Here is a 26,940-nt window from a genome sequence, read left to right as displayed (position 1 = left end):
GGTGGACCCCACACCCGAGGAGAACCCATGGCGACGCTTCGCGAGGTCGCAGCGCGCGCCGGCGTCTCGACCGCCACGGTCTCACGCGTGTTCTCCCGCCCAGAGGCCGTCAGTCCCGACACGCGCGCGAAGGTGTTCACCGCCGCGGAGGCACTGTCCTTCACCCCCAACCCCACCGCCCGCTCGCTCGCCCTCGGCCGCACCCACAACCTGGGCTTCCTCGTCCCGGACATCCGCAACCCCGTGTTCGGCCCCGCCGTCGAGTCGGCACAGGACCGGGCCCGCGCGCGCGGCTACTCCCTCTTCGTCGCGGCGGGCGAGGGACGGTCCGCCGACGAGCTGGACCTCGTCCGGGCGATCGCCCGGCAGGTCGACGGGCTGGTTCTGATCGCCCCGCGCATGTCCGACACCGACCTCGAGGATCTCGCACGGGTCACGCCCGTCGTGCTCGTCAACCACACTGCCGGCGATCTGCCCGCCGTGCTGCTGTCCTCCGACGACGGCATGGTCGAGGCCGTCGAGCATCTCGCCGACGCCGGGCACACTGCCGTCACCTACCTCGGCGGCCCCGAGTACTGGCTCGCCCAGCGCCGCCGCCGCGCCGCCTTCGTGGAGGCCTGCGCCGGCCGGGGCATCACCGGCACGGTGCTCGGCCCCCTCGAGCCCGACTTCGTCGTCGCGGGCCGGAAGGCGGCCGAGGAACTGGTCGGCACCGGGACGACGGCCGTCGTCGCGTACAACGACCAGGCCGCCGTCGGCCTCATGCAAGGCTTCGCCGAGCACGGACTGCGGGCGGGCCGCGACTACTCCGTCGTCGGGTTCGACGACTCGTGGCTCTGCGAGATGACCTCGCCGCCGCTGACCACCGTGCATCTCGCGTTCGACGAGGCCGGCGTGACTGCGATCGACCTGCTGTGCGACGTCCTCGACGGAAAGACCACACCCCGCGCTGCGCCCGTGGAACTCGGCACCCACCTCGTCGTGCGCTCGAGCACCGTGACCGCCGGCCTGCCCGTCGGCTGACAGACCCGGCCGGGAGATGCCCCCGGAACACGAAGAAAGCAAAGGAGATTCGTCCATGACCTCGGTGCTCGTCCTCAACGGCCCCAACCTCAACCTGCTCGGCACCCGCGAGCCCGGCGTGTACGGTGCGCAGACCCTCGAGGACGTGGAGACCCTGTGCCGCAACGTCGGCAAGGAACTGGGCGTCGACATCGACTTCCGGCAGTCCAACCACGAGGGCGTCCTCATCGACGCCCTCCACGACGCCGGCGCCGCGGTCGCCCGCGGAGAGTCCCTCGGGGTGGTGTTCAACGCGGGCGCCTACACGCACACCTCGGTGGCCCTGCACGATGCGATCAAGGGCGCCCACGTACCGCTCATCGAGTTGCACATCTCCAACGTCCATGCCCGCGAGGGGTTCCGCCACCACTCCTACATCTCCCCGGTCGCGTCCGGGATCATCGTGGGTCTCGGCGTCGCCGGCTACGAGTGGGCGCTGCGCGCGCTCGTGGCCCAGCGCACGGCGCAGGCGTAACCGGCGCCCCCACACCCCGAGACCGGTCCCCTCGCGCGCGACCCGCGGCGAGCCACCCCTGCCGATACCGGTGTGCGGGGCAAACCCGCCCTCGCGCACCGGTCCCCGATTCCGAGTCCGCCCGCACAGGCGGCACCGTGGAGGAGCCCGACCATGACCCACCCCCGTCCTGGGACCAAGCGCGCCAAGGCAATCGCCACCGTGTGCCTGTCCGGCACCCTCGAGGACAAGCTCGTCGCCGCCGCCCACGCCGGGTTCGACGGCATCGAACTGTTCGAACCCGACCTGATCGGCTCCCCGCTCACCCCCGCGGCCGTGCGCGAGCGCTGCGCCGAACTCGGGCTGAGCATCCCGCTGTATCAGCCCTTCCGCGACTTCGAGGCCGTCCCGGCCGAGATCCACGCCCGCAACATGCGCCGCGCGCGGCACAAGTTCGACGTGATGGAACAGCTCGGCACCGACCTCGTGCTGGTGTGCTCGTCGGTGTCGCCGCACACCGTCGACGATGTCGATCTCGCGGCCGCGCAGCTGCGGGAACTGGCGGATGCGGCAGCGCAGCGGGGCATGCGGATCGCCTTCGAGGCGCTGGCGTGGGGCCGCCACGTGAACACCTGGCAGCGCTCGTGGGAGATCGTGCGCCGGGCCGATCATCCGGCCCTCGGGCTGTGCCTCGACAGCTTCCACATCTTCTCCCGCACCAAGGACGTCGCCGGCATCGCGGACATCCCGGGCGAGAAGATCTTCTTCCTGCAACTCTCCGACGCACCGGAGATGGACATGAACGTCCTGCAGTGGAGCCGCCACTACCGGGTGTTCCCGGGCGAGGGCGAGTTCGATCTCGTCGGACTCGTCGGGCACGTCCTCGCGGCGGGTTACACCGGGCCGCTCTCGCTGGAGGTGTTCAACGATGTGTTCCGCCAGTCGGCGCCGGTGCCGACGGCGATCGACGCGATGCGCTCGCTGCTCGATCTGGAACTGCGGCTCGACGGTGACCCCAACCCGGTACAGGTGCGCGGGCACGCGTTCACGGAGATCGGAACTCCGCCCACCGCTGCGGAGCCGGTCCGTGCGGCCCTCGCCTCGCTCGGCTTCACCCACTCGGGGCAGCATCACAGCAAGCCGGTGGAGCTGTGGGAGCAGGGGGACGCGCGGGTGCTGGTGAACACCTCGAACCCGGCCCACAGCGCGGCCGAGGGCGCGGCCGTCACCGCTCTGGGGATCGAGGTCGCGGACGTCGGCGCCGTCTCCCGGCACGCCCACGAGCTGCTGGCACCGCAGCTGGCGCGGGTCGTCGGCCCGGGTGAGGCACCGTTGTCCGCAGTGGTCTCCCCGGACGGCACCGCCCTGTTCCTGTCGTCGCGGAGCGACGGCCCGGCGGACTGGCGCAACGACTTCCGCCCCACCGGCACGACGCCGACGACGGCGGTGGGCGTGCGGTGCACCGAGTACGTCGCGCTGACCCAGGCCTACGACCGATTCGACGAAGCCACGCTGTTCTACCGGTCGGTGCTGGGCCTGACCGACGCCGAGGCCGCCGAATACGCGGGACCGTTCGGCTTGGTGCGCAGCCGCGTCCTCGCCACGGACGGTTTCGAGGTCGGCCTGGTCGCACCCGTGCTCCGTCGCGGCGAATGGGCACCGGGCGTGCGGCACCCCCAGCACATCGCGTTCGGTGTCGACGATGCGGTGGAAGCCGCTCGCGCCCTGCATGATTCGGGAGCACCGGTGCTCGAGATCCCCCGCAACTACTACGACGATCTGGATGCGCGCCTGGCTCCGGATCCGGAAATGCTTGCCGCCCTTCGGGAATACAACGTGCTCTACGATCGGGACGAGGACGGCGGCGAGCTGTTCCAGGTGTTCACCAAGGTCGTCAGTGCCCGGGTGTTCTTCGAACTGGTGCAGCGGCGCGGCGGCTACCGGGGTCACGGCACGGTCAACGCCCCGATCCGCATGGCCGCGCACGCGGCCGCACGACGCTGACCCACTGCTACCGGGCGCCACCCACCGCGCTCGCCAGCGCCGCGAGGGTCTGGGCGCTCGTGTAGTGCGGCTGCCAGCCGAGCTGCGTCCGGGCCCTCGTCGTGTCCATCACGACGGACGTGCGGCCCGTGTGGATCCACTCGACCATGGAGGGCAGGAACGGCAGCCGCGCCACCACGGCCGACGCGGCCGTCGCGACCGACGCCGGGACCCGGATCGGCCGGGCGCCGAGCGCGGCCGCGACGTCCGACAGCGACACCACCCCGTCGCCGGCGATGTTGTACGCGCCGGGCGGCCCCTCGGACGTCACGGCGGCGACGACGGCACTCGCGACGTCGTCGTGGTGCACGAGCTGGAGCGGATGACCGGGGTCCGGGAACACCGGGCGCGGCAGGGGCAGGGCGCCGGCGGCCTTCCGCACGGCCCCGGGCAGATGCCCGGTGACCTGCCGCCACGGCATGGCATCGGCCAGGGCGGTCGCGTGCGGCCCCGCGACGATGCAGGGCCGCAGCACGAACACCTCGAGGTCCGATCCGCGGGTGACCTCGTCGAGCACCCGCTCGAGTTGGGCCTTCTGTTCGGAGTAGTAGTGCTCGTGCGAGCCACGCGTGGGCACGTCCTCGGAGAGCGGGGTCGGATTGTCGGGGTGGTATCCGTACGCGGCGACGGACGAGGTGTACACGAGACGCCGCGGCCGGGCGGCGGCAACCGTCGCCTCGAAGACGTTGCGGGTCCCGGCGATGTTGATCCGGTGACTCTCGGCGCGCGAGCCCATGATGACGAAGGCCAGGTGCACGACGACGTCGGCCTCCGCGACCAGGGCGTCGACGGCGCCGCGGTCGAGGATGTCGCCCTGCCGGTACTCGGTCTTGGTCCAGCCCTGCCGGGCAGGATCGAACGGGCCTCGCGCCATGCCGAGGATCCGGTCGATGCGCGGGTCCTGTTCGAGGGCTGCGACCGCGGCCCTGCCGATCTCGCCGGTGGGGCCGGTGACCGCAACCGTCGTTCCCATGGGATCCCCTTCGCTCGTGACGCCGTCCGTGCGATTCATACCGCGTTCCCGGGCCGGGCCGGGGGCAAACCACGGTCCGGCTCGTGCGGTTAGACTCACCGCCACTGCGGACGGGGGGCGAACGGTGGGCGACGGCGGGTTGACGCAGATCGGCGACGGGGTGTGGGCGGTTGTACGGACGCCGGGCGGCTGGGGAGAGGCGAACACCGGTCTCGTCGTCGATGCGGGCACGGCGTCGCTGGTCGTGGACACCGCGTGGGACACGCGGCTGGCGCGGCGGATCGCCGAGGCACAGCAGCCGCTGGTGTCGCGGGCACCGATCACCGAGGCCGTCAACACCCATTCCGACGGCGACCACTGGTGGGGCAACGACACGCTTCCGGCGACGGCCCGCATCACGACGAGTGCGGCCGCGCTGCGCGGCATGCGCGAGGATCTCCCTCCCGCCGCGGTGGCGGCGCTCGCGGCGGCCGGACGTCCGCTCGCCGCGCTGCCCGGGATGCTGGGCGCCGCGGCCGCCTACATGCGCCGGGTGCCGGGCGGCGCCCGCCTGCCGCTGCGATCGCCTCGGCTGCCCGACCACACCTTCGACACAGTCCTGCGGCTCGATGTGGGGCAACGTCCGGTCCAGCTCGAGCGCCTCGGGCCGTGCCACACCGCCGGGGACCTCATCGCGCACGTGCCGGACGCCGGCATCGTGTTCGCCGGCGATCTGCTGTTCATCGGCTCGACCCCGATCCTGTGGCACGGGCCGCTGGAGAACTGGCTCGCCGCGATCGACCGGCTGCTGGCCCTGGACGCGGACCTCTACGTGCCCGGTCACGGGCCGCTGTGCGGACCCGCGGAAATCCGCGAGTTGCGCGCCTACTGGGTGTGGCTCGAGCAGGCCGGCCGGGAACAGTACGCGCGCGGCGCCGGGCCGCTCGAGGCGGCCCGGCAGCTGGTGCGGGATCCCGAATTCGTCCGGTGGGGCGACTGGATCCACCCGGAGCGGATCGTCCTGAGCCTGAGCACGCTGTTCCACGGGTGGGACGGGCATCCGCCGGCGGCGCCGACCGTCGTGCGACGGGCGCGGGCGTTCGCCGACGCCGAGACGCTGCTGCGCGAGTTGTCCGCGAAACGGTGAAGGGACCCTCCGATCGGTCGAACCGATCGGAGGGTCCCTTCACCCGGGCGGGTCAGGCGGCGACGGTCGCCTTCGCCTCCTGACGATTGCGGCGGATGCTGCTGGCGAACGCGGCACCGATGAGCGCGACCCCCACGAGACCCGTGACGATCTCGTTCACGTGATGGCCGATCGAGTACAGCAGGATGAACGCGAGCGCACCGATCGCCCAGTGCGCGCCGTGCTCGAGGTAGCGGTACTCCGAGAGGGTGCCCTTGCGGACGAGGAACACCGTGATCGAGCGGACGAACATCGCGCCGATGAAACCGAGGCCCAGGGCGATGATGATCGGGTCCGAGGTGATGGCGAACGCGCCGATCACGCCGTCGAAGGAGAACGACGCGTCGAGAACCTCGAGGTAGAGGAACAGGAAGAACCCGGCCTTGCCGGTGGCCTTGGCCAGCTGGGTGGGCCCGCCCGTCGGCTCTTCCTCTTCCTCGGGGATGTGGAACAGCTCGCCGAGCCCGTTGACGACGATGTAGGTGATCATGCCGAGCACGCCGGCGATCATCACGGTGGAGACCTTGTCCTCGGGAGCGAGGATCGTGGCGGTCAGCACCAGCAGCACCGAGGCGGTGACGACCTCGAGCTGGTCCAGCTTGCCGGCCCGCGCGAGCGGACGCTCGAGCCAGGCCAGCCACTTGATCTCGCGTTCCTCGAAGATGAAGTTCAGGAACAGCATCAGCAGGAACATGCCACCGAACCCGGCGATCTGCGGGTGGGCGTCGGTGATGATGGTCTCGTAGCTGGGGCTGCCGTCGGGGAAGTACGCGGCGTCGTTCGGCGGCGGGTTCAAGGCGAGGTCGAGTGCCTCGATCGGACCGAGGCCGGAGGCGATCCACACGATGAGCAGCGGGAAGATCAGCCGCATGCCGAACACGGCGATGAGGATGCCGATGGTGAGGAAGATCTTCTGCCAGAATTCGCTCATCCGCTGCAGCACGGTGGCGTTGATGACCGCGTTGTCGAACGAGAGCGAGACCTCGAGGATGCCGAGGATCGCGGCGAGGAACAGGGCCTGGGGTCCGCCGTAGAGGAAGGCGACCACCAGGGAGACGACGGTGACGGCAAACGATATGCCGAAGATGCGCAGAACCACGAAGCGTGGCCTTTCTGTCTGGATCGGGGCGGTGCAGGGTGGTTACTGCAGCAAATTATCGGTGAACCAAGGAAAGCGGCCCCCGGCGACGAAGCCGGGGGCCGGATCCGGAATCCGGATGCGACGTCAGACGTTGACGCCGTAGTCGCGGGCGATGCCCGCCAGGCCGGACGCGTAGCCCTGGCCGATGGCGCGGAACTTCCACTCCGCACCGTGCCGGTACAGCTCACCGAAGACCATGGCGGTCTCGGTGGAGGCGTCCTCCGACAGGTCGTAGCGGGCGAGCTCGTTGCCGTTGGCGCGGTCGACGACGCGGATGTACGCGTTGCGGACCTGTCCGAACGACTGGCTGCGGGAGTCGGCGTCGTAGATCGAGACCGGGAAGAAGATGCTCTCGATGTTGGCCGGCACGGCGCTCAGGTCGACGTTGACGACCTCGTCGTCGCCCTCGCCCTCGCCCGTGCGGTTGTCGCCGATGTGCTCGATCGAGCCGTCCGGGGACTTGAGGTTGTTGAAGAAGACGAAGTGCTGGTCCGAGACGACCTTCTTGTCGGCGCCGGTCGCGATCGCGCTGGCATCGAGGTCGAAGTCGGCACCGGTGGTGCTGCGGATGTCCCAGCCGAGGCCGACGGCCACGGCGGTGAGGTTCGGCGCTTCCTTGGTGAGGGAAACATTGCCGCCCTTGGTCAAGCTGACGCCCATGCGGGGTCCTTTCGATCTGTCGGTCCGGACGAGGTGCCCGGGCGGGCACGCCCGATTTGCGCGTGTCACTCCACCCTAATAGCTGTTCCGCGCCGACGCCCCATGCTCGAGGCGCGCGCACGGGGCCGAACCGCGCGGACCAGTACCATTCGGGGCGTGGCGAGCCGATGGACGCGCCGCCTCTTCGGCGGTGGGAGCACCGACGATCCGGTGGCCCGTGGCGCCTACGACGCGATGGTCGCCGCGTTCCTCGACATGGACCGCCGCCAGTCCGTCGCCGAGGCCGCCGTCACGGCCTCGCACGACCTCGCGCCGCAGCGCGGGCTGCGCCGCGAGTGGGAGCCCGTCCGCGAAGCCTGTTACCGCGCGGCCGAGACGTACCTGCACCTCGCCCGCACCGAACCGACCGATCCGCTCGCTCCCGCCCCGGCCTACGAACAGGCTCTGCAGCAGATCGGTCTCGCCACCCGCACCCTCGACCAGTTCTACGATCGCCACCGCGCACACCTCGAGCATTCGGTCGCGGTGGCACAGACCGTCCCGCAGCTCGCCCGGCAGGTCCGCACCGAGGCGCAGGCCGCGGCGGCGCTGGTGGACGCGCCCGAGCACGCCGCATACGCCGACTACCCGTCCGTGCGGGCCGCGGCGAACGCGCTCGACGCGGAGGTCCGCGCCCTGGATTCGGCGGTGGGAACCGGCGCCGTCCGAACGGCGGCACGGCGGGCCGAGGAGGCGGCCATCGCCCTGCGTCGCGCCCTCGCGCAGGCGCCGGACAAGGCCGAGTCCGCCCGGAAAGCTGTGGCATCCGTCACCACCCGCCTGTCGGCGGTCCGCACCCGCGCCGAGAGCCTGGCGCCGGCGTTCTCGGCCCTGCTGCGCGAGTTCAACGCGGCCAGCTCCGCCGACCTGTCCGGCAACGAGCGCGCCGCCCGCGAGTTCCTCGACCGGGCCGACGCCGACGTGACCGCGGCGCGAACGGCTTCGGCCGGGAACCGGCCCGAGCAGGCGCTCGAGCTGACCGCGGCGGCCCGGGCATCGCTCACCCAGGCGGAACGCTACGTCGACGCCGTCACCGAGCGGCTGTCCGTCCTCCGCGCGGTCCGCCGTGATCCGGCCGCGAAGGTGGAGCAGGTACGGTTCCGTCTGCGCGACGCGCAACAACTCGCGGTGCAACGGGGGTTGACCGCAGAATGGGGATCGGTGCTCGACGCGCAGCTCGATCGGATCGACAGGGCAGTCGGTTCGCTCACCGGCGTACACCCCGACTACTGGGCGTACGTCCGAGAGCTCGACGCCGTTTCGCGCTTCATCGCCGGCGTGGTGCAACGAATGAGAGGACGAACGGAAGAGGCATGAGTGGGGGAACCTTCGCCGATATGCGCACGATGCACCATTTCCACCACATGGACCGCGCGACCCGGGACACGCTGTTCCTGCATCCGCCGCAGGCATTCTCCGATGCCGACGAGCGCGATCGGCTCGCCGTCGCGCTCGGGGCCACCCTGTACGTCCCGGCCACCCGCGCGGATCTGACCGCCACGATCGCCCGCCGAGCCCGCGAGGGTGTCGCCTCGATGGTGATCGACCTCGAGGACGCCGTCGCCGATCACGAGGTCGAGGACGGCCTGCGCAACGCGGTCGCCACCCTCGACGAGCTCGCCGGCACCGCGGCCGCGACGATGCTGCTGTTCGTCCGGGTGCGCACCCCCGACGGTGTCGACCGCATCGCCGACATCCTGGGGCCCGGCGTCACCGCGTTGACCGGATTCGTTCTGCCCAAGTTCACCGCGGCGTCGGGGCCGGCCTTCCTCGATGCGGTGGCGGCGGCGTCCGAGCGGCTCGACAAGCACCTGTACGCGATGCCGGTGCTCGAGTCCGCCGAGCTGGTGCACCGGCAGACCCGCGACGGCGAGCTGCAGCAGATCGCGGCACTGCTCGCCGGGCACCGTGACCGGGTGCTGGCGGTACGGATCGGGGCCACCGACATGTGCGGCACGTTCGGCATCCGCCGCGACCGCGACCTGACCATCTACGACGTACGCGTGGTCGTCGACGTCATTGCGGATGTCGTCAACTATCTCGGCCGCACCGACGGCACCGGATTCGTCATCACCGGTCCCGTCTGGGAGTACTTCGCCGATCACGAGCGCATGTTCCGCCCGATGCTGCGGGCCACGCCGTTCGCCGAGCACGACGCGGTGATGTTCCGCCAGCAGCTCGTCAGCCGGGATCTCGACGGGCTGCTCCGCGAGATCGCCCTCGACCGGGCGAACGGCATCCAGGGCAAGACCGTGATCCATCCCTCCCATGTGGCCGCGGTGCACGCCTTGTCCGCGGTCACCCACGAGGAGTACCACGACGCGGTCGACATCCTCGGCGGCGACGCAGGTGGCGTGCAGGCCTCCGGTTACCGCAACAAGATGAACGAGCGGCGCCCGCACCGCACCTGGGCGCAGCAGACGTTGCTGCGCGCCTCGGTGTTCGGCGTCACCAACAAGGGAGTCACTTTCGTGGACCTGCTGACGGCATTGGTGGACCGGTGACCGCGGGGTTGCAGTCACCCTGGGCGACGGAGCAATTCGGCCTGGAACTGCAGCACTTCGACTCGGCGACCGGCGACACCGTGCCGGACCTCGTCGTGCCGGGGCTGCGCCGCAACCCCCGTCGCGCACACCTGCTGGTCTCCACGGTGCTCGGCAAGCACATTCCCACCGACCCGGCCGCGGTCATCGGCGCGGGTGACCGGCTCGGCGATCTCGTCGCGGACCTGCTGGGCTCCGCCGCGCACGACACGGTCGTACTCGGATTCGCCGAAACCGCAACGGGCCTGGGCCATTGTGTGGCCAGCCGGCTGCGAGCGCGCTGCTACCTGCACTCCACCCGGCGTGACGTGCCCGGCGCCGGCACCTTCGCCGGGTTCGAGGAGGGCCACTCGCACGCCACGTCGCACCTGCTCCAGCCGACGTCGCCGGAGCTGTTCGCGAACGACGCACCGCTGGTCCTGGTGGACGACGAGATCTCCACCGGCGCCACGGCCGTCGACGCGATCCGGTCCCTGCACCGGCACCATCCTCGCGCCCGGTACGTCGTCGCGTCGCTGGTGGACATGCGCACCGCCGATCACCGTCGCGCGGTCGACGAGGCGGCCGCCGAACTCGGCGCCCGGATCGACCACGTGAGCCTCGCGGCGGGACACACGATCCTTCCCGACGGGCTCGTCGAGCGGGTCGCCGCACTGCCCGATCCGGATATGAATCCCGTTGCCTCACAACGGGGCTCCGTGGAGTTCGTGACGTTGCCGTGGCCGGCGACCGTGCCCGACGGCGGGCGGCACGGCTTCCTGCGCACCGACACCGCGGCTTTCGACGCCGCGATCGAGCACACGACCGAGGCCGTGGCCACCGCCCTCGGACCGGGACGGCCGGTCGTCGTGGTGGGCCACGAGGAACTGATGTACCTGCCGCTGCGCATCGCCGACGCGCTCGCCCGCCGGGGGATCCCCACGCGGTTCCAGACCACCACCCGCTCCCCTGCGTACGTCCGGGACGTGCCCTGCTACCCCCTTCGGCGCGGATTCACCTTCATCGCACCCGAACCCGACGACGTCCCGCGGTACCTGTACAACGCGCGGTGGCCGGAGGAACGGGCACGGCTGCTGCTGGTGCTCGACGATCCCGCCGACACCGATCGCCTCCGGGCCGACGGTGGCCTGCTCGACGTGCTGACCGCCGCCGGGGAGGACGTGGTCGTCGCCGTCGTGCCCGCCACCGACCCGTCGGTGCTGCGCGCCACCCGGGAGGGACGATGACCGTTCCGCTGGCCGGACCCGACTTCGGCTCCTACGCCCCGGACGAGGTGCGGTGGCTCCTCAAGGACCTCTCGCACGTCGCCCTCGAGGCCGACATCGCCGAGCGCGAACGCCGCATCCAGTCGGGTCTCGCCCACTACGCCGAGACGCTGCCGATCGAATACCAACCCGATGCCGCCTACCGCGAGCTGTTCGACAAGGTACTCGCCGCGACGGCGGGGCGCCTCGCCCACGCCGTCGGTACGGTCACCGAACTGCTGCTCGCCGAACGGGGCCGGGACCTGACGCTCGTATCACTGGCCCGCGCCGGCACTCCCGTCGGCATCCTGATCCGTCGCTGGGCGCAGCGGCACCACGGGCTGGACCTGCCGCACTACGCGGTGTCGATCGTGCGGCGCCGTGGCATCGACGTCGCCGCCCTCGACCACGTGACGGCGCGTCACGATCCGGCCTCGGTGGTGTTCGTCGACGGCTGGACCGGCAAGGGCGCCATCGCCCGCGAACTCGCGGCGGCCCTGGCCGAGTACCGGGCCGCGGGCGGTCCGGAACTCTCCGGCGACCTCGCCGTGCTCGCCGACCCCGGGTACTGCGTGCGGACCTACGGCACCCGCGACGACTTCCTCATCGCCTCGGCGTGCCTGAATTCCACTGTCTCCGGCCTGGTCTCACGCACCGTCCTCAACGAAACCCTGATCGGCCCGGGCGAGTTCCACGGCGCCAAGTTCTACGCCGAACTTGCCGGCGAGGACGTCTCGGCCGTCCTCCTCGACACCGTCGCCGCGGAATTCGGAGACCGGGACGCCGCAGTCACCGCCGCCGGGGACATCCTGCGGTCCGACCGCACCCCCACGTGGGCGGGCTGGGAGTCGGTGGAGAGGGTACGGGCCGAGTACGGCATCTCCACCGTCAACTACGTCAAGCCCGGTGTCGGTGAGACCACCCGGGTGCTGTTGCGGCGCGTGCCGTGGCGGGTGCTGGTCCGCGAGGCCGATGCCGAGGAGCACGCGCACATCCGGATGCTCGCCGCCGCCCGCGACGTGCCGGTCGAAACGGTTCCCGACCTGGCGTATTCCTGCATGGGACTGATCAAGGATCTGCCGTGACCACCGCCCTCGTCGCGACCGACCTCGACCGCACGATGATCTACTCGCGCGCCGCGATGGGCGAATCGCCCGTCGTCGACGGCGATCTGGTGTGTGTCGAGCACTACGACGGTGCGCCCCTGTCGTACCTGACCGTCACGTCCGCGCAGCGCCTGCGCGACCTGGCCGCCGCCGCGGTGGTGGTGCCGACCACCACGCGCACCCCGGAACAGTTCCGGCGCATCGCGCTGCCCGGCGCACCGTGGCCCTACGCGATCGCCAGCAACGGCGGCGTGATCCTCGCCGACGGTGTGCCGGACACCGGGTGGCGGCAGGCGGTGGACGCGGGCGTGCGCGCCGAGGGCGCCGGACTCGACGAGGTCACCGCCGAACTGCGGCGCCGCGTCTCCGACGACTGGGTGCACAAGTTCCGCATCGCCGACGAGTTGTTCTGCTATCTCGTGATCGACGTCGCCGCCCAGCCGGTCGGATTCCTCGACGAATGGGACCACTGGTGCCGCGGCCGCGGATGGAGCGCCTCGCAGCAGGGCCGCAAGCTGTACACGATGCCGTCGGCGGTGTGCAAGAGCAAGGCCGTCGCCGAGGTCCGCCGGCGCCTGGTCGCCGACGGAACGCTCGCCCCGGATGCCGCGGTACTCGCCGCCGGGGACGGAGCGCTCGACGCCGAGATGCTGGTCGCCGCCGACGCCGCGATCCGGCCGCGGCACGGCGAACTCGAAGCGCTGGACTGGCGGCACCCGACGGTGACGGTGACCCGGGAAACGGGGATCCGGGCCGGCGAGGAGATCCTGGCCTGGTTCGCCCGATACGCCCGGATCGGCGCGGGTTCGTACAGTGGCAGTGACGCTCCATGTTCCCCAAGACAGAGTTTCCAGTAACAGTGAGGACCCCTCCCGTGCCCGTATCTCTCGCCAAGGGTCAGAACGGCCCCCTCACCGCCACCGACGTCGTCGTCTCGCTCGAGCTGACCACCCCGGCCGACCTGTCCGCCCTGTTGGTCAAGGCCGACGGCAAGGTGCGCTCCGACGCCGACTTCGTCTTCTTCAACCAGCCGAGCGGGCCGGGGGTGCGGCTCGTGCCGGGCACTCCCGGGCAGGCCGCGTCGCTGGCCGTGTCGCTGAACCAGGTGCCGGCAGACATCGACCAGGTGCGCGCGGTCATCACCCTCGACGACGCGTCGAGCAGCTTCGGTCGCTTCGCCCCGCCGTCCGCGCGGGTCTCCGACACCGCGGGCAACGTCCTCTACGAGTACCGGATCGACGGGCTGAGCAGCGAGTCGATCGTGATCGCCCTCGAGCTGTACCGGCGGCAGGGCGCGTGGAAGGTGCGGGCCGTCGGCCAGGGATACGCGGGCGGGTTCGCCGCGCTCGTGACCGATCACGGGGTGAGCGTCGACGACGCGCCCGCGGCGGCGCCGCAAACGGCTCAGCCCGCGCCGCAGCCGGCTCAGCCCGTGCCGCCGTCGGCCCCGGCCGCGCCTCCCGTACCGCCGGCCTACTCCACGCCGCCGCCTTCTGCTCAGCAGCCCTACCAGCAGCCGGCCCCGTCGCAGCCGTACGTGCAGGCCTCCGCGCCGCAGCCGGCGCAGGACGCCCAGCCCGAGGTCAGCCTCACCAAGAGCCGGCCGGTCAGCCTCGTCAAGGGCCAGAAGGTCACCCTCCGCAAGGAGGGTGGTGTGGCCCTGACCTACCTGCGCATGGGGCTGGGCTGGGATCCGATCGCGAAGCGCGGTCTGTTCGGCAACCGTGCCGCCGACATCGACCTCGACGCGTCGGCCGTGCTGTTCGCCGACCAGAACCTCGTCGACGTCGCGTACTACGGCCAGCTGCGGTCCAAGGACGGCTCGGTCCAGCACCAGGGCGACAACCTCACCGGCGAGGGCGCCGGCGACGACGAGGTCGTGCTTGTCGACCTCACCCGGGTCCCGGCCCACATCACGACAGTCATGTTCATCGTCACCTCGTACAAGGGGCACACCTTCGAGCAGGTTGCGAACGCGTTCTGCCGGCTGGTGGACGGCACCAACAACGCCGAGCTGGCCCGCTACACCATGCAGGGCGGTATGCCGTTCACCGGCATGGTGATGGCCAAGGTGTACCGGCAGGGGCAGGACTGGAAGCTTCAGGCGATCGGCGAGGGCATCCAGGCCAAGCATCCCGGGGAGGCCGCGCCGCAGCTCGGCCGGTTCCTGGTGTCCTGACGCCGTGACGGGGAGATTCGCGGCGGGGCAGAACGCCCCGCTGACGGCGCGCCGGGTCCGCTTCACGGCGCGCGCGGCGGGGCCGCTGGACGTGTGCGCGCTGGTGGTCGACACGAACCTGCAGGTACGCACCTCCGCCGACGCCGTGTTCTACAACCAGCCCGCGGCGCCGGGCGTGGACCTGGCCGGCGACGCCGTCGTCGTGGATCTCGACCGGGTGTGCCCGCAGGCCGCCGCGGTGCTGTTGGCGGTCTCCTCGGACCGAGGGCCGGTGGGCGCGCTGTCCACCGACCTGACCGGGCCGCCCGGATCCGGGCCGGCGACGTTCGACGCGCCCGCCGGCGGTGCCGAGTCGGCGGTGATCTGCTGGGAGTTGTACCGCCGCGACGGCGGATGGAAGCTGCGGGCGGTGGGCCAGGGGTATGCCGGTGGACTCGCCGAACTGTTCCGCGCGCACGGAGTGGACGTCGACGACGAGCCGGCTCCGCCCTCGCCGGATACCCCGGCGACGGTGCCGGTCGAACCGGAGCAGGCGTGGGAGCGGACCTGGCAGATCTTCGAGGACGCATCCCGCTCTGCCGCCGCGTTCGTCTCCGCACACGACTACGCACTGCACCGGCTCGACGAGGAACTGTCCGCAGCCGTCTCCGACCCGGCCCGCCGCACCGGACCGGCCGCCGACCAGGCTCGGGCCGAGGCGAATCGGCGATGCGACGAGCTGATCGCCGCGGCTCGCGCCCGGCACGCCGCCGACACCGCGTTGTTGACCGAGGAACTGCGCGCCGTCGGCGCGGCCCTGCCCGCGGCGATGGCCTCGTGGGACGCACCGGCGTGGCAGCGGCCGGGTCTCGGCGGAAACGGGCTGCGGATAGGCGAACTCGGGGCCCCGGATCGCGACTCCCCGACACTTCCGTTGTGCCTCCCGTTGCCGCTGCGGCGCCCGCTGTGGGTCGACGGGGACTCCGTCGCCACCGCCCCGATCGTGTCGGCCCTCGTGGTGCGGCTCCTCGCGGCGCACCCGGCGGCGCGCCTCGACGTCGTCGACACAGCCGGTGCGTTGTCCGCCCTCACCGATGTGGTGTCCTTCGCAGTGACGGGCCCGGTCGTCCGCGACGTCCCGGACATCGGACCCCGGCTGCGCGACGTGGCGCACGCGGTCGATCTCGCCGCACTGGCCGTGACCGCGGATCCGGGTGCCGAGCCACCGGCGCCACGGATCGTGGTGCTCGCGGGTATCCCGCACGGCTACACCCGTGACGATCTGAGGCACGTCATCCGGATCGTGGAGGCGTCTGCGACACAGCCGGTTTCGGTGATCATCGTCGGCGAGGACGACGGTGTGACGGACGAGCCGTTGCTGGACCTGCTCTCGCAGGAGGCTCAGCACCTACCGGTGGCGCCGGGCACCCACATGGCCGATCCGTGGACCGGCACCGACTGGCAGCTCACGTTGGACACTGCGCCGGACCTCGACGGGCTCCGCCGCGTCGTCGCTGTGCTCGGGCGCTGAGCCTCGGGCTGAGCCGAACATCCGCGCGCGGCCGTGCTCCTTGCGCGCGTCCGTCGGGGGCCGTACCCGCGCAGGAAGCACCTCTGCGCGCAAGGACAGTCGCGCGCCGCCGGTCCCGACATAGGCACTCGCTATCGGTCGCTGTGGATCTTGGACTTTGTTCCGCCGAGGCGCTGGTGATCGACTGATCGGGCACGGCGGCCCGACATCGAGGCGCTCGCCGAACGGAACGAGGAGTGGGATGTGAGCGGTCTGCACCTTCCGCAGCGGGTCCGGCAGCACGCGGCGGAACGGCCGGACGCACTTGCACTGACCTGCGGCGACACCACCGTCACCTTCGCCGAACTCGATCGGCGCACCAATCGGCTCGCGACCGCCCTGAGCGGTCTGGCCCGCCGCGGCGGTCGGATCGGAGCGCTCCTGCGCATGCGGCTCGAGGCCGCCGAGACGTTCGTCGCCTGCGGGAAAGCGGGGCTGGTGTTCGTCCCCCTGAACTGGCGGCTCACCCCGGCGGAGGCCGCCCGCATCGCCGAGGACGCGGAACTCGACGTGCTCGTCGTCGAATCCGGGTTCGCAGCGGCAGCCGAGGCGATCCGTGCCGCACTGCCCGGCCTGCCCGTCGTCCTCGTCGACACCGAGCCCGGCGACGACCTGCTGCCCGGGGCGTGGACGTGGGAACGGCTCACCGCCACCGGCGCCGACACCGATCCCGGCCGCGGCGACGACCCCGACACGACGCTGCTGCAGCTGTACACCTCCGGCACCACCGGCACGCCGAAGGGGGTGCTCATCACCCACCGCAACCTCCACAACGACGAGGAGGGACAGCGCATCTACCACTGGCGGCCCGACTCGGTGGCGCTGAACGCGATGCCGCTGTTCCACATCGCCGGGGCCGGATGGCTGAGCACCTGCCTTTCCGCCGGTGTGCACGCCGTCCTGCTCGGCGAGTTCCAGCCAAGCACCGTCGCGTCGCTCGTCGAACGCCATCGCATCACCCATGCGTTCCTGGTGCCCGCGACCGTCCAGATGCTGCTCGACCTGCCCGGCCTGGACAGGTTCGACCTGTCGAGCCTGCAGTTGATCTTCTACGGCGCCTCCCCCGTCACCCCGTCGATGCTGCGCCGCGCCGTACACACCCTCGGATGCGGATTCGTCCAGCGCTACGGGATGACGGAGACGAGCGGCTCCGTCACCGCGTTGCGCGTCGAGGATCACGACCCGACCGGTCCCCGCTCCTACCTGCTGCGCTCGGCGGGCCGCCCCATGCCCGGTGTGGAGATCGCCATCCGCGACGTGGCGACCGGGGAGGACCTGCCGGTGGGAGGGTCCGGCGAGATCGTGTGCCGCTCCCGCCACAACACGTCCGGCTACTGGCGGCGCCCGGAGGAGACCGCGGCGCTGTTCACCCACGACGGATTCCTGCGCACCGGCGACGCCGGCCACCTCGACGAGGACGGCTACCTGTTCGTCACCGACCGGGTGAAGGACATGATCATCACCGGCGGGGAGAACGTCTACCCGATCGAGGTGGAGTCGGTGCTCGCCGAGCATCCCGCCGTCGCCGAGGTCGCCGTGGTCGGGGTCCCCGACCGCAAGTGGGGCGAGGCCGTCACCGCCGTCGTGCGGGTGGCCGACGGTGCCGCCGTGCCGGACGAGAGCGAACTGGTCGCGTTCACCACCAGCCGGCTCGCCTCCTACAAGAAGCCGCAGCGCATCCACTTCGTGAGCGAGCTGCCGCGCAACGCCAGCGGCAAGATCCTCAAGCGCACGTTGCGCGACACCCTCGCGGGGGAGGTGTCGTGACCGCGGTCGAGGTCGTCGGCGTCGTGCAGCAGGAGGCGTGGCGGCGCGGCGAGCTGCCACCGGTCGAGCAGGTCCGGCCCGGGCTGTGGTCGATTCCCGTGCCCATGCCGAAGAACCCGCTGCGCTACGTGCTGGTCTACGCGCTGGCCCTGCCCGACGGCCTGGCCCTGATCGACGTCGGCTGGGACTCGGAACAGTCGTGGCAGGCCCTGGTCGACGGAATCCGGCAGACCGGGCACGACATCACCGAGGTCCGGTTCGCGGCGATCACGCACCTGCACCCGGACCACTTCGGCCTGGCGCCGCGGCTGCGCGAGGTCAGCGGTGCCGCACTGGCGATGCACGCCGCCGACGCGTCGCTGCTCGGCCACCACACCGCCACGGATCGGGAAGGGTTCACCGCGGCCTGGGCCCGGCAGCTGGCCCGGCTCGGAGCCCCCGAAGAGGTCCGATCGGGCGAGGTCATGGAACTGGTCCGGTTCGGGCCGCGCGAGTCGCTCGACGTCGTGCTCGACGACGGCACCCCCCTGGATCTGCCGGGCTGGGACCTGCACGCCGTGTGGACGCCCGGCCACACCCCCGGCCACCTGTGCTTCGTCGATCGCACCCACGAGCTGGTGTTCAGCGGCGACCACATGCTCCCCCGCATCAGTCCCAACATCTCCACCGTCCCGGGCGAACTGCCGAATCCGTTGCACCGCTACCTGCTGTCGCTGCACGCCACCACGAGCCTGCCCGACGGCGAGGTCTTCCCCGCCCACGAATACCGCTTCCGCGGTGTCGCTTCCCGCGCGCAGGCGCTGCTCGGCCACCACGAGGAACGGCTGGCCGAGATCGCCGAGGCCGTGTCCCGGCACCCCGGTTCCACGGCGTGGGAGGTCGCCACGCGGATCTCGTGGTCCCGTCCGTTCGAGACGATGTCGCCGCGTCTGTGCCGGCTCGCGGTGCGGGAGACCGACGCCCACCTGTTGGTTCTCGCCGACCGGGACGTGGTCACCGGGTGCGGTACCGACCCGGACCGCTGGATGCCGGCAACCGCCGTCCCCGTACGATGAGCCGGTGGACCTTCACCTCATCACCTATTTCGTCGCGGTCGTCGACCGGGGTGGGATCACGAAGGCCGCCCAGTCCCTCTACATTTCGCAGCCGTCGCTGTCGCAGGCCATCCGCACACTCGAACGTCGGCTCGGCACAACCCTGTTCGACCGGACCGGGCGCCGGCTCACGCTCACCGAGGACGGCCGCCGGCTCGACGTAGCGGCGCGCCGCATCCTCGCCGACGTCGAGCGGGCGAAGGCGAAGGTCGCCGCGGTACGCGAACTCGCCTCGGGCCGCGTCGACGTGGTGACGTACTCGTCGTTCTCGTTCGACCCGATGATCGAGCTCGCCCGCCGCTTCCGTGACCGCTACCCGCACATCCTGGTGCGGATCGTCGACACGGACGGTCCCGCCGGGGTGCACACCGCGCTGCGCCGCGGCGAGGCGGAGATCGGCGTGACCGACCTGTCGGTCGAGCACGCGGGCATGATCACCGTGCCGCTGTTCGAGCAGGAGCTCGTGCTCGCCCTCCACCACGACCTCGCGGCCGACCTGCCGGACCCGATCCCGCGCACCCGTGTGCGGGACGTACCCCTCGTCGTCGATCTCGGCGACCGGACCAACGCCGCGAAGGCGGGCGGGCTGCTCGCCGAGAACGCCGCCAATGTCGTCGTCGACTGCGCCCACCCGGCGGCGACGTGGGGACTGGTGTGCCTGGGCACCGGCGCAACGGTGGTGCCCAGGCCGGTGGCCGAACAGCAGATGCCCACGGTGACGGTGCGGCCGCTGGAGCCGCCACTGACCCGGCCCGTCGGACTCGTGCTGCGGGCGGGCGAGCCGTCGCCGGCCGCGGCGGCGTTCCTCGACGTCGCCTCGACACTGCGGCAGGGAGTGTAGGACTGTGGATTTCCGGCAGGTGGAGTACTTCCTCGCGGTCGTCGAGAACAACGGCATCAACGGGGCCGCGACCGCGCTCGGCGTCGCGCAGCCGACGGTGTCGCAGGCCCTGCGCAGCCTCGAACGCGAGCTCGGCGTCGAGTTGTTCCACCGCATCGGTCGCGGCATGGTTCTCACCGCGGCGGGCCGCAGCCTCATCGGCCCGAGCCGGCAGATCCTGCGTGACGTGACCGCGGTCGAGGAGCTGCTCGCCACGTCGGACGGCGCGGTGGCGGGCCGGCTCGACATCATGGCCTTCCCGGCACTGTCCGCCGGCCCGCTGGTGGAGCTGATCGCGCGGTTCCGCCGCGAATATCCCAAGGTCGCGGTGCGGTTCTCGGCCCTGCAGGACGAGGAGCTGGTCGCGTCGCTGATCCGCGACGGTCACTGCGAGTTCGTCGTTGCGCACCTGCCGCTCGAGGGCGGCGACGGACTCGAGGTGATCGAGCTGGGCGAGCAGGAGTGGTGGCTGGCGTATCCGCCGGGATCCGAGCTGCCGGAGAGCCCGATCCACCTGTCCGAGCTGCCGGACATCCCCATGGTGTTCGCGCCGACCGGTGGGTCGATGGTCGATGCGGTGGAGTCGGCGCTGCGCGCGGCCGGTGCCCGTCCGGAGATCTCCGTCCTGGTCGGCCAGCGCGAAGTCCGGCTGCCGATGGTGGCAGCCGGACTCGGCGGGTCGATCGTGGATCGGGTGCCGGCGGAGGCCGCCGGGGACCGGCTCGTGGTGCGCGCATGCGAGCCGCGGCTGGTGGGCACGTACGGGCTCGCGTTCGATCCGGCGACCCTGTCTGCGGTGGGTCAGGCGTTCGTCGACCTGGTACGGCGGCGCTGACCCACCATGGCGCTGACGCGCCGGTGCGTCCTTTGAGTTGCTCCCACAGCCCAAAGGACGCACCGGCCGCGAAGCGGCCTACACCCTCTCGAACACCGCGGCCAGACCCTGACCGCCGCCGATGCACATCGTCTCGAGGCCGTAACGGCCGTCGCGGCGGTGCAGTTCCCGGGCGAGCGTCGCCAGCATGCGGCCGCCCGTCGCGCCGACCGGGTGGCCCAGCGAGATGCCGGACCCGTGGACGTTGGTGCGCTCGAAATCGGCTGCGCCGAACTTCCATTCGCGGGTCACCGCGAGTGCCTGCGCCGCGAAGGCCTCGTTGAGTTCGATCACGTCGACGTCGGCGAGCGTGATGCCGGCCTTGGCGAGGGCCTTCTCCGTGGCCGGAACCGGGCCGATGCCCATGATCTTCGGAGCCACACCGGCCAGGCCCCAGGACACGACCCGCACGAGCGGGGTCAGGCCCAGCTCCGCGGCGCGCTCGGGGGTGGTGACGAGGCACATGGACGCGGCGTCGTTCTGGCCGCTGGCGTTACCGGCGGTGACCGTGGCCTCGGGATCCTGCTTGCCCATGATCGGCTTCAGCTTCGCCAGCGACTCGACGGTGACGTCCGGGCGGGGATGCTCGTCGGTGTCGATGACGTCGTCACCGGAGCGGGTCGTGACGGTGACCGGGACGATCTCCTCGGCGAGGATGCCGTTCTTCTGCGCGGCGACGGCGCGGGCGTGCGAGGACACCGCGAGCTCGTCCTGTTCGAGCCGGCTGATGCCGTAGTCGCGGCGCAGGTTCTCGGCGGTCTCGATCATGCCGCCGGGCACCGGGTAGAAGCGGCCGCCGGCGGTGGCCCGGGCACGCACGAGGCTGTCGTGCATCTGCACGCCGGTGCGGGCGCCGCCCCAGCGCATGTCGACGGAGTAGAACGAGGCGTTGCTCATCGACTCGGCACCGCCGGCGACGACGACCTCGTTGTCGCCGTTGCCCACCTGGAGCGCAGCCTGGATGACGGCCTGCAGGCCGGAGCCGCAGCGACGGTCGATGTGCATGCCGGGCACCGTGATCGGCAGGCCCGCGTCGAGCGCGACGACGCGGCCGATGGCGGGGGCCTCACTGTTGCCGTTGCAGTGGCCGAGAATGACGTCCTCGATCGCGTCGGGGGCGATTCCGGTGCGGTCGAGGAGACCCTTCAGTGCGGCGACACCGAGGTCGACGGCGGTGAGGGACTTGAACATTCCGCCGTAGCGGCCGATGGGAGTGCGGACGGGCTCGCAGATGACTACTTCGCGCATGACGACCTTCGGGAGAGGAGAGTGATTGTGAAAGAGACCGTGAGACAGGGACTCACATGAATCGGCCGCCGGTGACCTCGAGTACCGTGCCGGTCATGTACGAGGACATGTCGGACGCGAGGAAGAGGGCCACGGACGCGATCTCGGACACCTCGCCGGGCCGGCCCATGGGGATCTCGCTCATCTTCTGATCCCAGGCCTTCTGCGGCATCGCCTCGGTCATCGCGGAACGGATCAGGCCCGGCTGGATCGCGTTGACCCGCACGCCGTGGTGCGCCATCTCCTTCGCGGCCGCCTTGGTGAGGCCGACGATGCCCGCCTTCGCGGCCGAGTAGTTGGTCTGGCCGACCATGCCGACCTTGCCGGAGAGCGAGGAGATGTTGACGATGGCGCCACGCTTGGAATCGCGCATGATCGCCGACGCCTTGCGGGTGCCGTGCCAGGTGCCCTTGAGGTGGACGGCGATCACCAGGTCGAAGTCCTCCTCGGTCATGGTGCGCATCGTCGCGTCGCGGGTGATGCCGGCGTTGTTGACGACGACGTCGAGCGAGCCGAACCCGTCGACGGCCTCGGCGAGGAGCGTGTCCCACTCCTCCGCGTTCACCACATTGCACCGCACCGCCCGGGCCACCTCGCGGCCACCGAGCTTCTCGGCGGCGGCCGTCGCGGCATCGAGGTCGAGGTCGCCGAGGACGACCCGGGCGCCGGCGTCGACGAACTCCTGTGCGATCGCGAAACCGATGCCCTGAGCGCCTCCGGTGATGACGGCGGTTCGGTTCTCCAGCAGTGACATGAGGTTCCTTTCGCACGAGCCCACCCGGTCCGGGGACGGTGGGAAGGCACCGATGAATCGAGGACGCGGGCGACGCCCGTCGGCTGATGCTCCGAATATACCGAGAGGACCGGTGATTCGACCCCGCCCCATTCATCGACAGTGCCTATGTGGCGATGGGGTGATTCGTATTGGACACCCGCCGCCCCGGAAACCGATGGTGGATTCATGACAACCTCGACTGCGACGCCGGCTGCCCAGGTCGACGACGACGACTTCCAGGAAATCCTCGCCCAGACCCGCGCGTTCGTGCGCGGCGTGGTGGTGCCGCGCGAGCAGGAGATCGCCGACACCAACGCGATTCCGGACGACATCCGCACCGCCGCCAAGGAGATGGGCCTGTTCGGGTACGCCATCCCGCAGGAGTGGGGCGGGCTGGGCCTGAACCTGGCGCAGGACGCCGAGCTGGCGATGGAGCTGGGCTACACCACGCTGTCGCTGCGGTCGATGTTCGGCACCAACAACGGCATCGCCGGGCAGGTCCTCGTCGGGTTCGGCACCGACGAGCAGAAGGCGCAGTGGCTCGAGAAGATCGCCTCCGGCGAGGTCGTCGCGTCGTTCGCGCTGACCGAGCCCGGCGCCGGCTCGAACCCGGCCGGGCTGCGCACCAAGGCGGTGCGCGACGGCGACGACTGGATTATCACCGGCGAGAAGCGGTTCATCACCAACGCCCCGCTCGCGGACCTGTTCGTCGTCTTCGCCCGCACCCGCCCCGCCGACGAGAACGGCACCGGCATCGCGGTGTTCCTGGTCCCGGCCGACACCGACGGGGTGCAGGTCGGCGCCAAGGACCGCAAGATGGGCCAGGAGGGGTCCTGGACGGCGGACGTGCACTTCACCGACGTGCGGGTGCCGGCCGCGGCGCTGGTCGGCGGCAGCGAGGACGTCGGCTACAAGGCCGCGATGACCTCCCTGGCCCGCGGCCGGGTGCACATCGCGGCGCTGTCGGTGGGGCAGGCGCAGCGCGCGCTGGACGAGTCGGTGGCGTATGCGGCGACCGCGACGCAGGGCGGCACCGCGATCGGCAACTTCCAGCTGGTGCAGGCGATGCTCGCCGATCAGCAGACCGGGGTGATGGCCGGGCGGGCGCTGGTGCGCGACGCGGCGCGGGCGTGGGTGGAGGGCACCGACCGGCGGATCGCGCCGTCGGTGGCGAAGCTGTTCTGCACCGAGATGGTCGGCACGGTCGCCGACCTGGCGGTGCAGATCCACGGCGGCACCGGGTACATGCGGGAGGTGCCGGTCGAGCGGATCTACCGGGACGTGCGGCTGCTGCGCCTGTACGAGGGCACCAGCGAGATCCAGCGCCTGATCATCGGCGGCGGACTGGTCAAGCAGGCCCAGCGCGGCTGACCCCGGAACGCGACGAGGGGCGGTGCCTGTCGAAGGCACCGCCCCTTTTCGTCTGTTCGTCCGAGCGAATGTATCGCTCACCTCGTCAGACCGACAGCATGGTCCATTCGCTCGGCGACGCGGCGACGCGGCGACGCGGCGACACGGCGACACGGCGACGCGGCGACACGGCGACACGGCGACACGGCGACACGGCGACACGGCGACACGGCGACAGGGCGACAGGGCGACAGCCGGGCACCGTCGCGGTACCCGGCTGCCGGTTCAGCGTGAGGCCGCGGCCTGCTCGATCCGGGCCCGCAGATCCGTCTTGAGCACCTTGCCCGCCGCGGAGGTGGGCAGCGCGTCCACGAGGACGACCTCGCGAATCTTCTTGTAGGGCAGGACCTGCTCGGCAACGAATGTCATCAGCTCGGCAGGGTCGGGCTGCGCGCCCGGCACCGGCACCACGAAGGCGACCGGTTCCTGCCCGACGTTGCCGGCCTCGCGGCCGACCACCGCCGCCGTCGACACCGCAGGATGGGACACCAGGATCTCCTCGAGCTCACGCGGATACACGTTGTAGCCCTTGTAGATCAGCATGTCCTTGGCGCGGTCGCAGATGTAGAGATAGCCGTCGGCGTCGCGGTAGGCGATGTCGCCGGTGTCGAGCCAGCCGTCCACGTACTGCTGGGCCGTGATCTCGGGATGGCCGAGGTAGCCGTCGGTCACCTGAGGTCCACGGACCCACAGTTCGCCGCGCTCGCCCTCGCCGAGGACGACGCTCGGATCGTCCTGGACCCGGATCTCGATCTCGGTGTCGAAGATGGGCAGGCCCACACTGCCGAGACGATAGGTGGACCCGATGATGAGCGGCATGGCGGTGACCACACACGTGCCCTCGGTCAGGCCGTAGCCCTCGGCCACGCGGGCGTTCGGGAACGCCGCACCGAGCGCCTCGAGCGTGACGTGGTCGATCGGCGCCGCCCCCGACGACACGACCCGCACCGACGTGGTGTCACGGCGGGCGACGTCGGGGTGGGTGGCCAGCGCATGCCACATGGCCGGGCTGCCGGTGATGTAGCTGGCGCGGTGCCGCTCCACGAGCTCGAGCATGCGGGCGGGGTCGAAGCGGCCCGCGAGCACCTGGGTGAGGCCGCACAGCAGCAGGAACGACGTGTTGATCAGCGCGTGGGCATGGAACAGGGGCGACACGACGACGGTGGCGCCCTCGCCGGGGATCACCCCGTGCACATCGAGACCCTCGATCGGGCGCAGCGCGACCAGCCCGTCGCCGGTGGTGACGACCTGGTGGGCGGCCCGCCACCCGCACATCTGGGTCACGTTGGCGACCACGTTGCGGTGCAGCACGCGCACGCCCTTGGAGATGCCGGTGGTACCGCCGGTGAAGGCCAGGTGCGCGACGTCCGTTCCGGCGACCTCCGCCGGCGTGAACGCCGTGGGCTGCCCGGCGAGGAACTCGTCGTACCGCACGACGGCCGCGGAGGTGGGGGCCACCTCCACCGGCTCGTCGGAGACCACCACGATCGTCGCGGCCGTGGTGCCCGCCGCGGCGCCGAGGAGGACACCGAGCTGCTGCGGCTGGGTCACCGCCGCCACGGCGCCCGTCTCCTCGATCTGCTTGCGCAGGCCCGGTTCCGGTTGCAGCGGGTTGACCAGCGTCACGGTGGCGCCGGCCCGCAGCGCACCGTAGTAGGCCACGATGAACTCGATGCAGTTGCCCACGTGCAGCAGCACCACGTCGCGCGGGGCGACACCGGCTCCCTGCAGGGCGGAGGCGAACTGCGCGGAGCGCTCGTCGAGCTCGCGGTACGTGCACACCCGTTCCCCGTCGACGATCGCCGGGCGGTCGCCGTAGAGGGCGGCCATGCTCGGCGCCCACACGCCCATCGTCACGTCCGGGTAGGACAGCGACATCGTCGACGGATCCGGCAGGTTCATGGTCATCCGTCCCACCTCAGCGCGGGGCCATGCGGATGGCACCGTCGAGACGGATGGTCTCACCGTTGAGGTAGCCGTTCTCGAGGATGTTGGTGGCCAGCCGGCCGAACTCGTCGGGGCGGCCCAGGCGCGCCGGGTTCGGCACGGTCTTCTCGAGCGAGGCACGCACATCGTCGCGCAGGCGCGCGAGCAGCGGGGTGTCCATGATGCCCGGCGCGATGGTGTTGACGCGGATGTTCTTGCTGGCCAGATCGCGGGCGGCGACGACGGTCATGCCGACGATGCCGGCCTTGGACGCCGAGTAGTTGATCTGGCCGATCTGCCCCTCGAAGGCGGCGACCGACGCGGTCATGACGATGGCGCCACGCTCGCCGTCGACCGGCTCGAGCGCGGCCATGCGCTCGGCACCGAGACGCAGCGCGTTGAACGAGCCGATCAGGTTCAGCCGGATCACGAACTCGAAGTCCTCGAGCGAACCGGCCTTGCCCTCCTTGTCGAGGACGCGCATCTTCCGGCCGGCGCCGGCGCAGTGCACGAGTCCGCGCAGGCCGCCGCGCTCGTGCGCGACGTCGAGGGCGGCGGCGAACTGCTCGGCGTCGGTGACGTCGGCGGCGGCGAAGGCCGCGCCGTCACCGAGGGAGCTCGCGACGTCGGCACCCGGCGAGCCGGGCAGGTCGATGAGGGTGACGGTGCCGCCGGCGTCGAGGACGCGGCGGGCGGTGGCCAGGCCGAGACCGGATGCGCCGCCGGTGATCGCGACGGAAAGACCCTTCAGTTCCATATCTTTCGTTCC

Annotated in this window: 23 protein-coding genes; 16 read left to right on the top strand and 7 right to left on the bottom strand. The window is 71.3% G+C overall.

Going from position 1 to position 26,940, the window contains the following annotated elements:
* The first annotated feature begins 27 nt into the window (after positions 1–27).
* The 3 genes from AIIKEEIJ_RS25170 (at position 28) to AIIKEEIJ_RS25160 (ending at position 3,520) form a co-directional block, all read left to right on the top strand.
* Positions 28–1,023: a LacI family DNA-binding transcriptional regulator gene (locus AIIKEEIJ_RS25170; protein ID WP_050036087.1), complete on the top strand. Its 996-nt coding sequence runs from the start codon at positions 28–30 to the stop codon at positions 1,021–1,023.
* 55 nt (positions 1,024–1,078) lie between these two features.
* Positions 1,079–1,537: a type II 3-dehydroquinate dehydratase gene (gene aroQ / locus AIIKEEIJ_RS25165; protein ID WP_006941726.1), complete on the top strand. Its 459-nt coding sequence runs from the start codon at positions 1,079–1,081 to the stop codon at positions 1,535–1,537.
* Positions 1,538–1,690: 153 nt separating this feature from the next.
* Positions 1,691–3,520, top strand: coding sequence for a TIM barrel protein (locus AIIKEEIJ_RS25160; RefSeq protein ID WP_161996814.1), 1,830 nt, complete (start codon positions 1,691–1,693; stop codon positions 3,518–3,520).
* Between the two features lie 7 nt (positions 3,521–3,527).
* On the opposite strand, the gene AIIKEEIJ_RS25155 is transcribed toward AIIKEEIJ_RS25160, so the two are convergent.
* On the bottom strand, positions 3,528–4,532 hold the full coding sequence (locus tag AIIKEEIJ_RS25155; protein ID WP_161996813.1) for an NAD-dependent epimerase/dehydratase family protein: 1,005 nt from the start codon (positions 4,530–4,532) through the stop codon (positions 3,528–3,530).
* A 124-nt stretch (positions 4,533–4,656) separates the two neighbouring features.
* Here AIIKEEIJ_RS25155 and AIIKEEIJ_RS25150 point away from each other — a divergent pair, with 124 nt between their 5' ends.
* Positions 4,657–5,658, top strand: a complete 1,002-nt coding sequence (locus tag AIIKEEIJ_RS25150) for an MBL fold metallo-hydrolase (RefSeq protein ID WP_161996812.1) — start codon at positions 4,657–4,659, stop codon at positions 5,656–5,658.
* A gap of 52 nt (positions 5,659–5,710) precedes the next feature.
* On the opposite strand, the gene AIIKEEIJ_RS25145 is transcribed toward AIIKEEIJ_RS25150, so the two are convergent.
* Together AIIKEEIJ_RS25145 and AIIKEEIJ_RS25140 are read right to left on the bottom strand one after the other, a co-directional pair.
* Positions 5,711–6,796, bottom strand: a complete 1,086-nt coding sequence (locus tag AIIKEEIJ_RS25145; RefSeq protein WP_006941733.1) for a DUF475 domain-containing protein — start codon at positions 6,794–6,796, stop codon at positions 5,711–5,713.
* Positions 6,797–6,922: 126 nt separating this feature from the next.
* Positions 6,923–7,498 (bottom strand): TerD family protein, encoded by a 576-nt coding sequence (locus AIIKEEIJ_RS25140; protein ID WP_006941734.1) that lies wholly within the window; start codon positions 7,496–7,498, stop codon positions 6,923–6,925.
* A 234-nt stretch (positions 7,499–7,732) separates the two neighbouring features.
* On the opposite strand from AIIKEEIJ_RS25140, the gene AIIKEEIJ_RS25135 reads away from it, so the two are divergent.
* The 11 genes from AIIKEEIJ_RS25135 (at position 7,733) to AIIKEEIJ_RS25085 (ending at position 20,734) form a co-directional block, all read left to right on the top strand.
* Positions 7,733–8,854: a hypothetical protein gene (locus AIIKEEIJ_RS25135; RefSeq protein ID WP_044476232.1), complete on the top strand. Its 1,122-nt coding sequence runs from the start codon at positions 7,733–7,735 to the stop codon at positions 8,852–8,854.
* The gene (locus AIIKEEIJ_RS25130) at positions 8,851–10,041 is read left to right on the top strand and encodes an HpcH/HpaI aldolase/citrate lyase family protein (protein WP_238406568.1); all 1,191 of its coding nucleotides are present in this window, start codon (positions 8,851–8,853) and stop codon (positions 10,039–10,041) included. The genes AIIKEEIJ_RS25135 and AIIKEEIJ_RS25130 overlap by 4 nt, the downstream gene beginning before the upstream one ends.
* A complete protein-coding gene (locus tag AIIKEEIJ_RS25125; RefSeq protein ID WP_161996811.1) occupies positions 10,038–11,306 on the top strand; it encodes a phosphoribosyltransferase domain-containing protein in 1,269 nt (422 codons plus the stop codon). Before AIIKEEIJ_RS25130 ends, AIIKEEIJ_RS25125 begins: the two co-directional genes overlap by 4 nt.
* A complete protein-coding gene (locus tag AIIKEEIJ_RS25120; RefSeq protein WP_161996810.1) occupies positions 11,303–12,409 on the top strand; it encodes a cysteine protease StiP domain-containing protein in 1,107 nt (368 codons plus the stop codon). The genes AIIKEEIJ_RS25125 and AIIKEEIJ_RS25120 overlap by 4 nt, the downstream gene beginning before the upstream one ends.
* 35 nt (positions 12,410–12,444) lie before the next feature.
* Positions 12,445–13,287, top strand: a complete 843-nt coding sequence (locus AIIKEEIJ_RS25115; RefSeq protein ID WP_202917593.1) for an HAD family hydrolase — start codon at positions 12,445–12,447, stop codon at positions 13,285–13,287.
* Positions 13,288–13,304: 17 nt separating this feature from the next.
* Complete coding sequence (locus AIIKEEIJ_RS25110) at positions 13,305–14,609, top strand: TerD family protein (protein ID WP_161996808.1); 1,305 nt, start codon at positions 13,305–13,307, stop codon at positions 14,607–14,609.
* A 4-nt stretch (positions 14,610–14,613) separates the two neighbouring features.
* Entirely contained in the window at positions 14,614–16,119 is a 1,506-nt protein-coding gene (locus AIIKEEIJ_RS25105) for a TerD family protein (protein ID WP_161996807.1), read from the top strand.
* Between the two features lie 243 nt (positions 16,120–16,362).
* Positions 16,363–17,925, top strand: coding sequence for a long-chain-fatty-acid--CoA ligase (locus AIIKEEIJ_RS25100; protein ID WP_161996806.1), 1,563 nt, complete (start codon positions 16,363–16,365; stop codon positions 17,923–17,925).
* The gene (locus tag AIIKEEIJ_RS25095; protein WP_006941752.1) at positions 17,922–18,980 is read left to right on the top strand and encodes an MBL fold metallo-hydrolase; all 1,059 of its coding nucleotides are present in this window, start codon (positions 17,922–17,924) and stop codon (positions 18,978–18,980) included. The genes AIIKEEIJ_RS25100 and AIIKEEIJ_RS25095 overlap by 4 nt, the downstream gene beginning before the upstream one ends.
* A 4-nt stretch (positions 18,981–18,984) precedes the next feature.
* A complete protein-coding gene (locus tag AIIKEEIJ_RS25090) occupies positions 18,985–19,860 on the top strand; it encodes a LysR family transcriptional regulator (RefSeq protein WP_050036093.1) in 876 nt (291 codons plus the stop codon).
* Positions 19,861–19,864: 4 nt separating this feature from the next.
* Positions 19,865–20,734 carry a LysR substrate-binding domain-containing protein gene (locus AIIKEEIJ_RS25085; RefSeq protein WP_161996805.1) on the top strand — a complete coding sequence of 290 codons (870 nt, stop codon included), beginning with the start codon at positions 19,865–19,867 and terminating at the stop codon, positions 20,732–20,734.
* A 78-nt stretch (positions 20,735–20,812) separates the two neighbouring features.
* Here the strand turns inward: AIIKEEIJ_RS25085 and AIIKEEIJ_RS25080 are convergent, their stop codons facing one another.
* Both AIIKEEIJ_RS25080 and fabG read right to left on the bottom strand, forming a co-directional pair.
* Positions 20,813–22,021, bottom strand: a complete 1,209-nt coding sequence (locus AIIKEEIJ_RS25080) for an acetyl-CoA C-acetyltransferase (protein ID WP_029546606.1) — start codon at positions 22,019–22,021, stop codon at positions 20,813–20,815.
* Between the two features lie 52 nt (positions 22,022–22,073).
* Positions 22,074–22,814: a 3-oxoacyl-ACP reductase FabG gene (gene fabG / locus AIIKEEIJ_RS25075; protein WP_006944004.1), complete on the bottom strand. Its 741-nt coding sequence runs from the start codon at positions 22,812–22,814 to the stop codon at positions 22,074–22,076.
* A 207-nt stretch (positions 22,815–23,021) separates the two neighbouring features.
* On the opposite strand from fabG, the gene AIIKEEIJ_RS25070 reads away from it, so the two are divergent.
* Positions 23,022–24,206, top strand: coding sequence for an acyl-CoA dehydrogenase family protein (locus tag AIIKEEIJ_RS25070; protein ID WP_161996804.1), 1,185 nt, complete (start codon positions 23,022–23,024; stop codon positions 24,204–24,206).
* Positions 24,207–24,470: 264 nt separating this feature from the next.
* On the opposite strand, the gene AIIKEEIJ_RS25065 is transcribed toward AIIKEEIJ_RS25070, so the two are convergent.
* Positions 24,471–26,153 (bottom strand): AMP-binding protein, encoded by a 1,683-nt coding sequence (locus AIIKEEIJ_RS25065; RefSeq protein WP_161996803.1) that lies wholly within the window; start codon positions 26,151–26,153, stop codon positions 24,471–24,473.
* 10 nt (positions 26,154–26,163) lie between these two features.
* Entirely contained in the window at positions 26,164–26,928 is a 765-nt protein-coding gene (locus AIIKEEIJ_RS25060; RefSeq protein WP_006944010.1) for an SDR family NAD(P)-dependent oxidoreductase, read from the bottom strand.
* Positions 26,929–26,940 lie beyond the last annotated feature (12 nt).

Origin of the sequence: Rhodococcus sp. YH1 (assembly GCF_009939605.1) — a bacterium.
Lineage (GTDB): Bacteria > Actinomycetota > Actinomycetes > Mycobacteriales > Mycobacteriaceae > Rhodococcus > Rhodococcus aetherivorans.
Note: the sequence above shows the minus strand (reverse complement) of the source record. Positions and strands in the feature narration are given on the sequence as shown.

Coding starts and splice junctions, on each gene's coding strand:
- AIIKEEIJ_RS25170 (WP_050036087.1), top strand. CDS start 28: ATGGCGACGCTTCGCGAGGTCGCAGCGCGCGCCGGCGTCTCGACCGCC.
- aroQ (WP_006941726.1), top strand. CDS start 1,079: ATGACCTCGGTGCTCGTCCTCAACGGCCCCAACCTCAACCTGCTCGGC.
- AIIKEEIJ_RS25160 (WP_161996814.1), top strand. CDS start 1,691: ATGACCCACCCCCGTCCTGGGACCAAGCGCGCCAAGGCAATCGCCACC.
- AIIKEEIJ_RS25155 (WP_161996813.1), bottom strand. CDS start 4,532: ATGGGAACGACGGTTGCGGTCACCGGCCCCACCGGCGAGATCGGCAGG.
- AIIKEEIJ_RS25140 (WP_006941734.1), bottom strand. CDS start 7,498: ATGGGCGTCAGCTTGACCAAGGGCGGCAATGTTTCCCTCACCAAGGAA.
- AIIKEEIJ_RS25135 (WP_044476232.1), top strand. CDS start 7,733: ATGGTCGCCGCGTTCCTCGACATGGACCGCCGCCAGTCCGTCGCCGAG.
- AIIKEEIJ_RS25130 (WP_238406568.1), top strand. CDS start 8,851: ATGAGTGGGGGAACCTTCGCCGATATGCGCACGATGCACCATTTCCAC.
- AIIKEEIJ_RS25120 (WP_161996810.1), top strand. CDS start 11,303: ATGACCGTTCCGCTGGCCGGACCCGACTTCGGCTCCTACGCCCCGGAC.
- AIIKEEIJ_RS25115 (WP_202917593.1), top strand. CDS start 12,445: ATGATCTACTCGCGCGCCGCGATGGGCGAATCGCCCGTCGTCGACGGC.
- AIIKEEIJ_RS25080 (WP_029546606.1), bottom strand. CDS start 22,021: ATGCGCGAAGTAGTCATCTGCGAGCCCGTCCGCACTCCCATCGGCCGC.
- fabG (WP_006944004.1), bottom strand. CDS start 22,814: ATGTCACTGCTGGAGAACCGAACCGCCGTCATCACCGGAGGCGCTCAG.
- AIIKEEIJ_RS25070 (WP_161996804.1), top strand. CDS start 23,022: ATGACAACCTCGACTGCGACGCCGGCTGCCCAGGTCGACGACGACGAC.
- AIIKEEIJ_RS25065 (WP_161996803.1), bottom strand. CDS start 26,153: ATGACCATGAACCTGCCGGATCCGTCGACGATGTCGCTGTCCTACCCG.
- AIIKEEIJ_RS25060 (WP_006944010.1), bottom strand. CDS start 26,928: ATGGAACTGAAGGGTCTTTCCGTCGCGATCACCGGCGGCGCATCCGGT.